We start from the raw sequence: 14310 nt of genomic DNA, 5'->3' as shown, positions 1-14310 counted from the left end.
CATTTAAATTTTATAACATACTTTCACAACTAAATGGGGCTTTTTAATTGGTTTACGCAAGAAGTTGCAATAGACTTGGGTACAGCTAACACCCTGATCATTCATAATGACAAAGTAGTAGTTGACGAGCCATCTATCGTGGCATTTGACCGCAAGACGAATAAGGTAATTGCCATAGGTCGTCAGGCGATGCAGATGGAGGGTAAGACACATGATGATATTAAAACAGTTAGGCCACTTCGCGATGGTGTAATTGCAGACTTTACGGCTGCAGAACATTTGATACGTGGGATGGTACGATTGATAAATAAAGGAAAAACCTTATTCTTCCCTTCTTTACGTATGGTAGTTTGTATCCCTTCAGGTATAACTGAGGTGGAGAAGCGTGCGGTACGCGATTCAGCAGAGATCGCTGGAGCAAAAGAAGTCTACTTAATCCATGAACCTATGGCAGCAGCTGTTGGTATCGGGATTGATGTAGAGGAGCCGGTTGGAAACATGATCATTGATATCGGTGGTGGTACAACGGAGATTGCCGTTATTGCCCTATCAGGTATTGTATGTGATCAATCTATCCGAGTTGCTGGAGATAACTTTGATTCAGACATCGTTCAATATATTCGTCGTCAGCACAACATCATGATCGGAGACCGTACTGCGGAGAAGATCAAGATTGAAGTTGGTGCGGCACTTCCTGAACTAACCGATCCACCAGAGGATTTTGCCGTTCAAGGTCGTGATTTGATGACTGGTATTCCTAAGCAGATTACAGTTTCTTATACCGAGATTGCACACTGTTTAGACAAATCTATTTCAAAGATTGAAGAGGCAATTCTTAAAGCATTGGAGATTACTCCTCCAGAGCTTTCAGCAGATATTTACCAAACCGGTATCTATTTAACTGGAGGTGGCGCCTTATTACGTGGATTAGATAAACGTATTCAAGCAAAAACAAAATTGCCAGTACATGTAGCTGAAGATCCGCTTCGCGCTGTAGTACGTGGTACAGGTATCGCATTAAAGAACATTGGTCGATTCAAGTTCTTAATGCAGTAATAAAATGAACAAAATTTATTTCGTACGCGATATACTGTTACTCCAAACCGTATATCGCGTACCTATTAAAAGCGATTTAGAATGAAAAACCTTTGGCTTTTCTTGGTAAGATACAACGCCTTCTTCTGGTTTATGTTGTTCTTTATCGTTTCGCTTTTGTTAGTTGTCCAAAATAATCGCTTTCAACGTTCTGCCTTTGTAAATTCATCCAATGTATTGGTCGGCTCATTCTATGACAAATTAAATTCGTGGAAAAGCTATTTAGCCTTAGAGGAAACCAATAAGAATTTAGCACAGGAGAATTCGCAACTGAGACAACAACTTCAACATTATTTATTGACTGATACCTTGGATTCTGTTCGTGTAGAGGATTCCATTGAAATGAATCGCTATAGATTCACTATGGCAGAGGTAGTCAATAACAGTATCCACCAGAAGAGTAATTTCATCACCATTAACAAAGGATCTCTGGATGGGGTTGAAAAGGGATTGGGTGTGATTACATCCAATGGTGTGGTAGGAATTGTACTAAATGTATCTCAACACTTTAGTACCATACAATCACTTCTACATCCCGACACCCGTATTTCCGTGACCTTAGATACAACCAATGTATTTGGATCCTTGGTTTGGGGAAATAGTATTGATCCACAGTATGCATTAGTGAGGGACATCCCGAACCATGTCAAAGTAATTAAGGGACAGAAAGTCTACACATCTGGATTCTCATTGTTTCCAAAAGGAATTGAAATTGGTTCAGTAGCCGAAACAGGTATTACCTCTGGAGAAAGCTTTTTGGATGTAAAAATTAAACTTAGAACGAATTTCAGCAATCTAAACCACGTATATGTTGTCAAGGACTTGTATGAAGCAGAGAAAAATCAATTAGAGACACAAACGGAGGATAACAATGGGTAGAGTTATTATTTTCAACTTACTTCGTTTTGTGGCATTGATTGCTTTGCAGGTGGTATTATTCAAAAATATTGGTTATTATAACCTAGCTACGCCATTTCCTTATATCCTAATCATATTGTTGCTACCTATAAACATTCCGAATTTTATCTTATTCGTATTGGCATTTGCAACAGGATTAACAGTGGATGCATTTTATGATTCCATAGGCGTACATGCTGCGGCCTGTGTGGCCTTGGCTTGGTTCCGTTTATTCTTTTTCAAGATTACCTTAGATGTGGATGTTCAAAATTCATTTGAAACACCTTCCTTAGGCATCATGGGATCAAAATGGTTTCTGACCTATGCAGCTATAGGAACATTGGTACACCACATTGTACTATTCCATGTAGAATATTTCAGCTTTTCTAATTACTTAAGTACCTTATTCAGTATTCTATTGAGCAGTATTTTTACTATCTTGTTAACACTACTGATCAGTTTACTGATTTACAAGAGGAAGTCGAGGTTATTAGGCAATTAAACAAATTAGGGGGTTCATTTCATGAACAATAGTTTCTTCAATCGGAAGTTCGTCATTCAGGGGATTTTTATTGCTATTGCGTTAGTGATTATTGCAAGGTTATTTTTTCTGCAAATCATTGACGATAGGTATCTTTTATCTGCCAACAACAACGTGATGCGGAAGGAGATCATTTACCCTGCACGTGGGGTTATCTTAGATCGAAATGGGAAGATCTTGGTTCAAAACGAACCTGTATATGATTTATTGGTTACCCCTCGAGAAGTTAAAGACATCGACACCCTCTTACTTTGTGATCTATTAAGTATTGAGAAAGCTGATTTTGATGAGCGTATGAAGAAAGCTCGTGCGCATTCTCCATATCGGGCTTCGCAATTCATGAAGCAAATATCCTCTTCTGTATATGCTACACTTCAGGAGCATCTATATAAATTTCGGGGTTTCTATGTTCAAAACCGTACGGTCAGAAATTATCCAGACAGTATTGCTGCCCAATTTTTGGGTTATATCCAAGAGGTAAACGAAAAGGATATTGAACGTTCAAATGGCTTCTATCGTCCTGGGGATTATATTGGAGCTTCAGGGGTTGAACGTGCTTACGAAGATCTCTTAAGAGGAAAACGTGGAGTTCGAAATATGATGGTCGATGCTTTAAATAGACCTAAAGGAAGGTTTATGGAAGGTAAATACGACACCTTGGCTGTTACTGGTGATGGTTTAGTTTCATCTCTTGACAAGGAATTACAGATCCTAGCCGAGAAGATGATGAAGAATAAGCTAGGTTCTGTAGTAGCTATTGAACCTTCTACTGGTGAGATTTTGACCTTTGTAAGTAGTCCAGGTTATAACCCCAATAAGATGGTAGGGCGAGAAAAGGGCAATAACTACATGAAAATGTTGCACGATGAAACTAAGCCGATGTTTATTCGTCCAATTCAGGCATCCTATCCTCCGGGCTCTGTATTTAAGGTAGTTTCTGCCTTGACAGCACAACAAGCGGGAGTAATAAATGATCAGACCATATTTTACTGTGGTGGTGGATACCGATACAGTGGTGGCCGTGCGATTATGCGCTGTACTCACGTGGATGGAGCAACGGGTTTGGTGAAGTCCATTAAAATGTCTTGCAACACTTATTACGGCTATGTATATGCCAAGATGATTGATGGTCGTGGGATGGAAAGCTATAAGGCGTATGATCTTTGGCGTGATGGCTTACAGAAATTTGGCCTTGGCACTAAATTGGGTATCGATCTTCCAGGAGAAAACCCAGGTTTGGTCCCAACATCCAGCTTTTACACCAAACGTTTGGGTAGTAATAAATGGAAATCAGGGTATAATATTTCTTTATCGATTGGTCAAGGAGAAATGGGTATTACGCCTTTACAAATGGCCAATATTATGGCAATTGTTGCGAACCGAGGTTTTTATTACCGTCCTCACCTGATTAAAGGGATTGGAGAGAAACAAATTGCGAAAGAAGAGTTTACCGAAAAGATATTTGCTGGTGTTGATGCAAAATACTACGAGCCTGTTATCGAAGGTATGAGTCAGGCGGTTAATCAAGGGGGTACGGGTGCAGCTTCGAGAATTGCAGGAATTGAGATGTGTGGTAAAACTGGAACAGTACAAAACCCACATGGAGATAATCACGCTGTATTCTTTGCTTTTGCTCCTCGAGACAACCCTAAGATTGCCATTGCTGTCTTTGTAGAGAACGCGGGATATGGAGGAACATGGGCAGCGCCAATAGCCAGTATGTTGGTTGAAAAGTATTTGAAGGATACCATCACTTTACCAAAATATATCCAAGACCGTATTTATAACGGGGTCTTACTTCCAAAGCCTAAAAAGAAAGTAGAGAAAGTACCGGAAAAGGTTAAAAAAGACAGCACCAAAAACAAAACACAACAGACATTGAAAACCACGGCTACTGAGCCGAAAAAACAAGCACAAGCAGCATCCCTATTGGTACACCATAGTCAAGTGAAGAGATAAGATGAACAATTTAAATAACAGAAGTTTCTTTGGACGTATTGACTGGATTACCATTGGTCTGTGGCTAACCCTCTGCTTGATTGGATGGTTCAATATACATGCTGCAGTTTATGACCCTGAGAATCCAGGTTTATTTAACTTGGCAACGAATTATGGCAAACAATCCATCTATATACTTTCAGCATTAATCATCGGGATCTGTATATTGATTATAGATTCTCGGTTCTTTATGTCCTCAGCTCCTATTATTTATGCCGTCGTGGTTTTATTATTGGTAGCCGTACTGGTCGTCGGAAGGAATGTAGGGGGAAATCAAGCTTGGATACCCTTAGGCAGCTTTAGGCTTCAGCCTTCTGAATTTGGAAAGCTTGCCACCTGTTTACTCTTAGCCTATTACCTGAGCAATCAAACGAATAAAACACCAAATATGAAGACCTTATTCATTGGTGCTGCAATCGTTTTATTTCCAGTAGGATTGGTTATGTTGCAACCTGATACAGGTTCAGCCCTAGCGTTCTTTTCTTTAACTTTTGTATTCTATAGAGAGGGTTATTTAAGTACAGGGTTTTTAATCATTGCAGGCTTAGCTATTTTCCTTTTCGTTATGGCCCTATTAATTCCTCAATGGTTGATAATAGGTATTATTGCTGTAATCTGTGGTTTCCTAGCCTTTATGATGCGTAAGAAACGAAAGAATGTAATCAATATGGTGGTTCTTTTTGTCGTTTCTTCTGTGTATGTCTTATCCGTTGATTTTGCCTACGAAAAGATTCTTCAACCTCACCAGAGAAATCGTATTGACATCATTCTAGGTAAAATGGATGATCCAAAGGGCCAAGGTTATAACTTAAATCAATCAAAAATAGCTATTGGTTCTGGACAGTTATTTGGTAAAGGCTATCTTCGAGGAACACAAACTAAATACAATTTCGTACCGGAACAAAGTACCGACTTTATTTTCTGTACCATCGGTGAGGAATGGGGTTTTGTAGGATCGGTGGTCCTAATTTCTATATACCTCGCTCTACTCCTTCGAATCGTCAATATTGCTGAAAGACAGCGTACGGCCTTCGCACGTATTTATGCTTATGGTGTAGCTTCTATCCTATTCTTTCACTTCTTTATTAATATTGGGATGACGATTGGGATAGTACCGGTAATCGGGATTCCATTGCCTTTTATTAGTTATGGAGGTTCATCGCTTTGGTCATTTACCATACTCCTATTTATCCTTTTACGATTTGATTCTTCAAGAAAAGGAACGGTTAGTTAGGTGGTGAGACCGCTACGCTTTGAGACAATAGATAACAGACAACAGACTTTGATTTTCCAGATAATACGCATCTAACAAAATTCCTACAGTCTGCTAAGGACCATTTGAATGGCTTTGTCTACAATTTCTTGAGGATTTTCCGCAAAGGTTTCTTTTACACGGCTTGCTAATATGGCATTTATGGATAAGGCATGGTGACCCAACAAATTGCTTAGGGCATAGATTCCTGCTGTTTCCATTTCCAAGTTGGTAATCTGACGGTTGTTCACTTGAAAGGCATTTGCTTGTCGGATGAGATTAGGATAAACATTTTGCGTGCGAAGTTGACGACCTTGGGGACCATAGAATCCTGGAGCCGTCATGGTTATACCCATTGGTAAGTCAAATGCAAACTTCTTCAACAATTCAGGGGAAGCATGTCCGATATAAGGCTTGAAACTAAGGTCATCAAATGTTTGAAGAACAGCCTGCTGAATTTCGCTTTCTTGAGTGGAATACGTTTTTTTATAATACTGCATAAGCGAGTCAAAACCTATGGCATATTCACTTGCCAAGATAGTACCCATAGCAAGATTTCCTTGAATTGAACCAGAGGTTCCAATTCGAATAATATCTAATGATTTGATTTCAGGTTTTAAACTACGTGTCTGGAAATCAATATTTACAAGAGCATCTAATTCATTAAGCACAATATCAATATTGTCTGTACCTATACCCGTAGAAATGACGGTTATCCTTTTATCCTTTACATAACCAGTATGGGTAATAAATTCCCGCTTTCCTTTTCTCAGTTCGATACGGTCAAAATATTTGGATACCTCAGGTACTCGATCGGGATCTCCTACAAAAATAATGGTATCGGCAATATCTTCAGGCTTTAGATTGAGGTGGTAAATGCTACCATCTGCATTGATAATAAGTTCAGAATCGTTAATCATATGGTTCGTAAATAAGCGATCTTAATGCCCTCGATCTTTTCCAATCTTCCGAGCACCTCGTTCACTTGTAATTTACGGATTTCAAATTGCAATTTGCAGTTGGTATCAAAATCTTGACCCAAAATATTTAATTCAGCATCCTTCATGACGCGCATAACATCATTCATCTGAACACAGTCAAACGTCAGCTCGTAGACATCATTGACTGTACATTCCATGATATTGGCTTCTTTCAAAGCTTCTAGTGTTGCTGTTTTATAAGCATTGATAAGTCCAGGTACTCCTAAGAGTGTTCCACCAAAATAGCGAACCACCACAACTAAAATATTGGTAATGTCTTGAGATAACAGCACATTGAGGATTGGCCGTCCTGCTGTTCCTGATGGTTCCCCATCATCATTTACACGAAATACAGAACGATCTGGCGTAAGGCGATAGGCCCAACAGTGGTGTCTTGCTTTGGGATGTAAGGATTTAAGGTCGGCAATAATATCCTTGAGGTTAGCCTCATCTTGAAAGGGATAGGCGTAGGCAATAAATTTAGACCCCTTATCTCGGAAAATCCCCTCAACTGATGTATCAATAGTACGGTATGTATCTTCAAATAAACTCACAGAAATGCTATTAATAAAACTGATATAAGTGCCAAAAATACCCCTATTTTATTGTAATTGCTAAGTTTCTCCTTAAATATTAACACCCCAACCAATGCTCCAACAGCAATTACCCCGATATTCATTCCTGTAAATACAATGGATGGGTTGTCTGGTAAAGCTCGGTGAGCTTTCATATAAAAAACGATATTCCCGAAATTAAAAAGACCTAATATTAGACCATATACAACTGCTGTTTTATCAAATCTTTGCTTTTTTATGAATAGAAGATACATTAAAAATAGAAAGGCAAAGAAAAAGGCCAATACAAATACAATCCATAAGGAGGACATATAGGTGATACCGACAAGTTTAGAAACCTGCTTAAACATTACGTCAATAATACCCATGCCGATGAATACCATTAAAGGAAAGATCCAAGTACCTTTTTGTTCAGCATCTTGCTTCTTATTCCAACCAATAGAAAACACAATAGCTGTTAGACCAACTGCAATACCAATAAATTTAGTAGGTTGTAATTGCTCCCCGAAATAAAAGAAAGCCGCCAATAAAGGAATAAATAAGGATAATCTTTGAGCAACTTCAGTTTTAACAATACCTCCATAGCGTATGGACATAGCTATGCAGATAAAGATACTGGGAAGTAAAAATCCTAATGCAATATAGAGCTTCCATGGAAGTTCACTGTTCCATTCAACCAATTCAGGTTTTAAGATGAGGTAAGTCATCAGCAGAGCCATAGGGTAATTCCAAACTAGGAGCTGAAGGTAATTGACTTGCCTTTGTTTTGCAAACTTAATAATTACAGCAACTGTAACTGAACAGAGCACGCTGAGTAGGACGTATAACATGTCTATTTGGGTATATTATCCATTGAATGGCACAAATATATCCAAAACTAATTAATCAGTCTTCTCTAGAGGTGGAACAGCACTTAAACCTTGTAATAGTCTAGCTCGATTTCCTGTACATAATATCAATCGTTTTGGAATTATAACTTGCACTGTATCCAAACCCTCTTTTGGATTTGCTGTTTTCCTTATTTCCTGTACAACCTTCTGTTTATCATGATCGAGATTATATGAACACGAAGTTATCAAGGTGAGCAATACAGTCATAAACTGAAAAGTGATAGATTTTATCATAATATTAAACTTTCAAGACTAAATTAAAGAGTCTTGAAGTCTTGAATTTCCATAAATATGATTGGCAAATTCAATAATTTTATGATTTAACACCCAAATTTATGTTAAAAACATATTAAATATTCAATATTTTAAACACATAAAATAAGACAATTTTTCACACGTTTTTTTAACAAAAAAAATGACTATTTTCAATAGGTTTTAATCATAAAAAAATAACAAAAATTGACTCATAAATTCACAAAAACATTATTTAAATCATTTAAAATGATATTTTAATGATTTTAACAACAAAAATAACGAGCAAAATATATGGTTTTTTTAAGTATTTTTTAACGTATATTTTTTCATTTTTTTACAATATTTTTCAGGTTTAAACAATGTTTTTTTACTTTACTTTTAAAAAATATTTTGCACTTATAACAAGAAGCCCTATATTTGAAACAAATTAAACGGGAAATGCAAAAGCAATATACATATAGCAACTTCTGGTTCTTTTATTTTTATGATAAGAGCAGGGACTAGTATATGGTATTGGTAAAGATACATGAGGTCCCTGCTGAAAAGTTAGGGACCTTTTTTTTGACATTTAAAAATTGTACAACAAGATAATATGAGTGAGAAAATTAAAATTGCTATCCAAGGTGTAAAAGCCTCCTTTCATGAGGAAGCAGCATATAAATATTTCGGAAGAGATATTGAAACCTTAGAATGTGCATCATTCAAGCAAACCTGCGAAATGCTGAAACAAGGCAAGGCAGATTATGTGGTGATGGCAATAGAGAACTCGATTGCAGGAAGCATCCTTCCAAATTACAACCTTTTAAGAGATTATAGATTCCACATCATTGGAGAAGTTCACTTGAACATTCAACAACATTTATTGGCCTTGCCAGGTGTGAAATTGACGGATATTCAATTTGTAGAATCTCATCCTATAGCCATCCGCCAATGTGATGAATTCCTATCAGATCATCCTGAATGGACAATTAAGGAAGGAATGGATACAGCTGCTTGCGCAAAAAAAATTAAAGAAGAAAAACTAACCCATACCGCGGCAATTGCTAGTGAGGCCGCAGCTAAACTATATGGATTGGAAATCGTGGAAAAACGTATTGAAACCAATAAAAAGAACTCGACACGCTTCCTGATTTTATCCAATGAATTAGAAGAACAAAAGAATGCGAACAAAGCTTCCCTTTCTTTTCAAACATCACATGCTATTGGCGCCCTAGCTTCTGTACTTCAATGCTTCGCAGAACAGAATGTAAACTTGAGCAAGATTCAATCCATGCCTGTCGTAGGACGTAGAAATGAGTATGATTTCTATGTAGACGTCGAATGGAAGAAACAAGCTGACTATGATGCAGCGATCCGAAAAGTACTTAAACATACGGTGAATTTCAGCATCATGGGCGAGTACATCAAAAACGAAAAAATATAATTTATTATCATTAGAAACTATTAAAAAAAACATAAAATGAAACATTCATTAGACATCCTTCCTTTAAAATCTTGGTTAGATACAGGAGATAAACCATTAATCATCGCGGGACCTTGTAGTGCAGAGACAGAAGAGCAATTGGTATCCACTGCACATTTACTAGCCAATACGGGTAAGGTGAATGTTCTACGTGCTGGTATCTGGAAACCTCGTACGCGTCCAGGAGAATTCGAAGGTATTGGAAGCATTGGATTAGAGTGGTTGAAACGTGCTAAAGAAGAGACAGGTTTGTTGACCGCTACTGAGGTAGCAACAGCAAAACACGTGGAGGAAGCTTTAGCTGCAGGTGTAGATGTATTATGGATTGGTGCTCGTTCCACAGCAAACCCATTCACCGTACAAGAGATCGCTGATGCCCTTCAAGGAGTAGATGTTCCAGTTTTAGTTAAAAACCCAGTGAATCCAGATCTTTCTTTATGGATCGGTGCATTAGAGCGTGTAAATAGAGCTGGTATCAAGAAATTAGGTGCTATCCACCGTGGTTTCTCTTCTTATGAGAAAACAGCATTCCGAAATGAGCCAATGTGGGATTTAGCTATTCAATTGAAAACAATAGCACCAGATTTGCCTATCATTAATGACCCTAGCCATATTTGTGGTAATCGTGAGTTAATCCCATACGTGACGCAAAAAGCTATGGATATGGATATGCAAGGTTTAATTATCGAATCACATATAGACCCATCAGTAGCTTGGACAGATGCTAAACAACAGGTTACTCCTGCTGCTTTATCTGAGCTTTTAGATAATATTTCAGTTCGTAAGCCGGAGTCTAATAACCCAGCTTTCGAAGATAAATTAACAGAATTACGTGGACAGATCGACAAATTGGATGATCAGATCATCAAACAAATCGCTGACCGTATGAAAATTGCCGAGAAAATCGGAGAGTTCAAACGTGATAATAATGTAACGATTCTTCAAGTTAGTCGTTGGGATGAAATTGTTCAGAAACGTGTTCAATTGGCAAATGTTTTGAACCTAAGTGAGGAATTCACCGTAAAATACTTAGAGTTGTTGCACAACGAGTCTATTCGTAAGCAAAATGAAGTGATGAATGCTAAAACAGTAGCGGAGGCTTAAGATGTCGGTGGAAAGCATTGAAATAACACATCCTTCAAAAAATATTCAGGGCACGGTTCAGTTGACAGGTTCAAAGTCAGAGAGCAACCGTGCTCTAATTATCCAAGCTTTGAGCAAAGGCTTGGTTCAAGTTAAGAATCTCTCTGAAGCAGCTGATACAGTTACCTTAAAGGCCGCATTGAAGAAAGCTGCAAACCCTCAGGACGGTGATAATTTAATTGACATTGGTCCTGCAGGTACAGCTATGCGTTTTTTATCCTCTTACCTTAACTTGGTTAAGGGAAACTTTATCCTGACTGGTACTGAACGCATGCAACAAAGACCAATCGGGATTTTAGTTGATGCCCTTAAGGATTTAGGTGCAGATATTCACTATGAGAAAAAATCTGGTTATCCGCCATTAAAAATTGAAGGTGGAATGATCCAAGGAAAAGACAGTATCGCTATTCAGGGAAATGTCAGTAGTCAGTACATCTCCTCACTCCTATTGATTGCTGCAAATCTTAAAAAAGGTCTCACAATCAATATCCAAGGCGAATTAACATCGCGTCCATATGTGACCATGACACTGGAAATGCTGAAAGAATGTGGAATAGATTACAATTTCACAGAAAATCAAATCAGCATTGCTAAGCAAGATTATCAAGAAAATACGATTTACGTAGAACCGGATTGGAGTGCTGCTTCATATTGGTATTCTATTGTAGCTCTTTCAGAAAACGGACATATCGTATTACCCGGATTAAAAGAGCACAGCCTTCAAGGTGATATGGCCATTGTGGAGATCATGAAGCATTTCCAAGTAGAATCTTCTTTTGAAAAGGATGGCCTTCATCTTAAAAAGGTAGATACGAAATCAGACAAGACTTTATTCGATTTTAAAGAATGTCCAGATTTGGCGCAGACGGTAGTAGTTATTGCCTCTGCTATGAAAAAAGATGTTTCTTTCACGGGGTTAGAAACTTTAAAGATCAAAGAAACTGATCGTATATTGGCCCTACAAACTGAAATCGGAAAATTCGGTGCTCAGTTAATCGAAGACAATGAGGTTTATCACTTAAAAACAGCTTCTGTAATTACCCCAGATACAATTACTTTTGGGACTTACGAAGACCATCGAATGGCAATGGCCTTTGCTCCTTTAGCATTGGTATTTCCAAAAGTCATCATTGAAGAACCTATGGTTGTCGAGAAATCCTATCCGACATATTGGGAACATCTAAAAGCACAAGGATTCCACATTCACGGTTAATCTTTTGCGCAAGGCATATTAAATTTAACATCAAATTCATATATTTACGAGCATTATAGCATTATGGCAGGAAATTCTTTTGGCGATATTTTTAAGATTACAACATTCGGCGAATCTCACGGGAAAGCAATTGGTGTAATTATCGATGGTTGTCCATCTTTGATCGAAATTGATGAGGAATTTATCCAATCAGAATTAGACAAACGGAAACCTGGCCAATCAAAAATCACGACACAAAGAAAAGAAAGCGACACAGCACAAATCCTTTCTGGTGTATTTGAAGGAAAATCTACCGGAACGCCTATTGCTATAATTATCCCCAATGAGGATCAACGCTCAAAGGACTACTCGCATATTCAAGACAAATTCAGACCTTCCCACGCTGATTTCACCTATCAGCAGAAATATGGTATTCGTGATTACCGCGGAGGCGGACGTTCGTCTGCTCGGGAAACAGCAGCTCGTGTAGCTGCAGGTGCAATTGCAAAATTGTTCTTGAAAAAACATGGCATTGAAATCTTTGCTCATGTTTCAGGAGTAGGTCATATTGAAGCACCAAACATTGACTCAGCTGATTTAAATGCTTTATTACAAATCCGCGAGGACAATATTGTTCGTTGTGCAGATCCTGCAACAGCGAACGAAATGGCTGAGTTTATCGATGGTATTCGCAAGAATGGAGATACCGTTGGAGGAAGAATATCGACAGTAATCAGAAATGTTCCTGTAGGATTAGGAGAACCTGTTTTTGATAAACTTCATGCAGATTTAGCCAAAGCAATGATGAGCATTAATGCAGTACACGGCTTTGAATATGGATCTGGTTTTGAAGGTTCTTTTATGAAGGGTTCGGAACATAATGATATCTTTGTCAATGAGAATTCGAAAGTTAAGACGTTAACCAATTTTTCAGGTGGTATTCAAGGTGGGATATCCAATGGGATGGACATTACCTTTAAAACAGCATTTAAGCCTGTTGCAACCATTATGAGAGACCAAGCAACCATCAACGAAGAAGGCCAAGACACAACGATTTCGGGGAAAGGAAGACATGACCCATGCGTTGTACCTAGAGCAGTAATTATTGTGGAAGCTATGGCAGCTTTAGTGATTGCTGATCACCTCCTGAAGTTCAATGCCTATAAATAAAATGCCTAAAAGCGATTATATCCTATCTTGTGATATCGGGGGAACACATATCACATCAGCAGTAGTGGAGAAGTCCACCTGGACCATTGTGGAGGAAACAATTACAAGATCTAGCGTTAATTCATTAGAAAATGCTAAAACGATTTTCTCTTCTTGGACAAACAACATGAAAGCCTGTTTAGATAAATTCAATCATAGTATTAATCAAGTAGGAATAGCTGCTCCAGGACCCTTTGATTATGATCATGGAATTGCGCTAATGAAAGGTCAATCCAAATATGACAGCCTTTATAATATCTGTGTAACTGAACCAATCTTAGAAGGTTTAGGACAAGAGTTGTCCATTCGCTATATCAATGATGCAGCAGCTTTCCTTCAAGGGGAAGTTTTTGGATGTGGCCTAGATCATCATGAATGTATTTTGGGTGTTACCTTAGGTACTGGATTAGGATCAGCAGTATGGCGGAATGGAGAAAAAGCATTTGATGCTAATCTTTGGGATACCCCCTACCAAGATTCTATTTTTGAAGAGTATTTAGTGACACGTTGGTTTGTCAGAAGATTCAAAGAATTGACTGGAATTGAAGAAAAGGGATTAAAAGAAATTTTAGCAGATTACCCGGACAAAGATGAAACAAAGCAATTACTCCAGGAATACAGTGAAAATCTAGCTAATTTCTTGAAGTTTTTCAGCGAGAAATATCAATGTAAATATTTCGTCATTGGAGGAAACATTGTAAATGCTTGGGACAAGATCTTTACAGATAAAAGCATCTTAGCGGATTATCAAATTGAAATCGGTAAATATCAAGAACATGCTGCCATCATAGGTGCTGCAGCATTATTCTCAGAATAAGATA

General features: G+C 38.0%; 13 protein-coding genes. 10 read left to right on the top strand and 3 right to left on the bottom strand.

All coding sequences use genetic code 11. The features are described 5' to 3' along the window. Positions 1 to 33: 33 nt before the first annotated feature. The 5 genes from ABD676_RS05885 (at position 34) to rodA (ending at position 5765) form a co-directional block, all read left to right on the top strand. Positions 34 to 1056: a rod shape-determining protein gene (locus ABD676_RS05885; protein ID WP_344673666.1), complete on the top strand. Its 1023-nt coding sequence runs from the start codon at positions 34 to 36 to the stop codon at positions 1054 to 1056. Between the two features lie 81 nt (positions 1057 to 1137). Beyond that, positions 1138 to 1974, top strand: a complete 837-nt coding sequence (mreC, locus tag ABD676_RS05880; protein WP_344673665.1) for a rod shape-determining protein MreC — start codon at positions 1138 to 1140, stop codon at positions 1972 to 1974. Continuing rightward, positions 1967 to 2494: a rod shape-determining protein MreD gene (mreD, locus tag ABD676_RS05875; RefSeq protein ID WP_344673664.1), complete on the top strand. Its 528-nt coding sequence runs from the start codon at positions 1967 to 1969 to the stop codon at positions 2492 to 2494. The genes mreC and mreD overlap by 8 nt, the downstream gene beginning before the upstream one ends. A gap of 21 nt (positions 2495 to 2515) precedes the next feature. Next, positions 2516 to 4492, top strand: coding sequence for a penicillin-binding protein 2 (gene mrdA / locus ABD676_RS05870; RefSeq protein WP_344673663.1), 1977 nt, complete (start codon positions 2516 to 2518; stop codon positions 4490 to 4492). A gap of 1 nt (position 4493) precedes the next feature. Further along, positions 4494 to 5765, top strand: a complete 1272-nt coding sequence (gene rodA, locus ABD676_RS05865) for a rod shape-determining protein RodA (RefSeq protein ID WP_344673662.1) — start codon at positions 4494 to 4496, stop codon at positions 5763 to 5765. A gap of 83 nt (positions 5766 to 5848) precedes the next feature. Here the strand turns inward: rodA and ABD676_RS05860 are convergent, their stop codons facing one another. Genes ABD676_RS05860 through ABD676_RS05850 form a run of 3 tightly spaced genes read right to left on the bottom strand, consistent with a single transcriptional unit; the run spans position 5849 to position 8168 of the window. Next, positions 5849 to 6703, bottom strand: a complete 855-nt coding sequence (locus ABD676_RS05860) for a nucleoside phosphorylase (RefSeq protein ID WP_344673661.1) — start codon at positions 6701 to 6703, stop codon at positions 5849 to 5851. Continuing rightward, complete coding sequence (locus ABD676_RS05855) at positions 6700 to 7317, bottom strand: IMPACT family protein (protein ID WP_344673660.1); 618 nt, start codon at positions 7315 to 7317, stop codon at positions 6700 to 6702. The genes ABD676_RS05860 and ABD676_RS05855 overlap by 4 nt, the downstream gene beginning before the upstream one ends. Beyond that, the gene (locus ABD676_RS05850) at positions 7314 to 8168 is read right to left on the bottom strand and encodes an EamA family transporter (RefSeq protein ID WP_344673659.1); all 855 of its coding nucleotides are present in this window, start codon (positions 8166 to 8168) and stop codon (positions 7314 to 7316) included. The genes ABD676_RS05855 and ABD676_RS05850 overlap by 4 nt, the downstream gene beginning before the upstream one ends. A gap of 907 nt (positions 8169 to 9075) precedes the next feature. Between ABD676_RS05850 and ABD676_RS05845 the strand changes: the two genes are divergently transcribed. From ABD676_RS05845 to ABD676_RS05825, 5 genes are all read left to right on the top strand, one after another. Further along, the gene (locus tag ABD676_RS05845) at positions 9076 to 9906 is read left to right on the top strand and encodes a prephenate dehydratase (protein WP_344673658.1); all 831 of its coding nucleotides are present in this window, start codon (positions 9076 to 9078) and stop codon (positions 9904 to 9906) included. A 36-nt stretch (positions 9907 to 9942) separates the two neighbouring features. After that, positions 9943 to 11049 carry a chorismate mutase gene (locus ABD676_RS05840; protein WP_344673657.1) on the top strand — a complete coding sequence of 369 codons (1107 nt, stop codon included), beginning with the start codon at positions 9943 to 9945 and terminating at the stop codon, positions 11047 to 11049. A gap of 1 nt (position 11050) precedes the next feature. Continuing rightward, the gene (gene aroA, locus ABD676_RS05835) at positions 11051 to 12301 is read left to right on the top strand and encodes a 3-phosphoshikimate 1-carboxyvinyltransferase (protein ID WP_344673656.1); all 1251 of its coding nucleotides are present in this window, start codon (positions 11051 to 11053) and stop codon (positions 12299 to 12301) included. Between the two features lie 63 nt (positions 12302 to 12364). Further along, positions 12365 to 13450, top strand: a complete 1086-nt coding sequence (gene aroC / locus ABD676_RS05830; protein ID WP_344673655.1) for a chorismate synthase — start codon at positions 12365 to 12367, stop codon at positions 13448 to 13450. Next, the gene (locus tag ABD676_RS05825; protein ID WP_344673654.1) at positions 13437 to 14306 is read left to right on the top strand and encodes an ROK family protein; all 870 of its coding nucleotides are present in this window, start codon (positions 13437 to 13439) and stop codon (positions 14304 to 14306) included. The genes aroC and ABD676_RS05825 overlap by 14 nt, the downstream gene beginning before the upstream one ends. The last annotated feature ends 4 nt before the right edge of the window (positions 14307 to 14310 follow it).

This window comes from Sphingobacterium kyonggiense (assembly GCF_039536825.1).
GTDB classification, from domain to species: domain Bacteria; phylum Bacteroidota; class Bacteroidia; order Sphingobacteriales; family Sphingobacteriaceae; genus Sphingobacterium; species Sphingobacterium kyonggiense.
The sequence above is the reverse complement of the archived record's forward strand: the minus strand, read 5'-3'. Positions and strand labels throughout refer to the sequence as shown.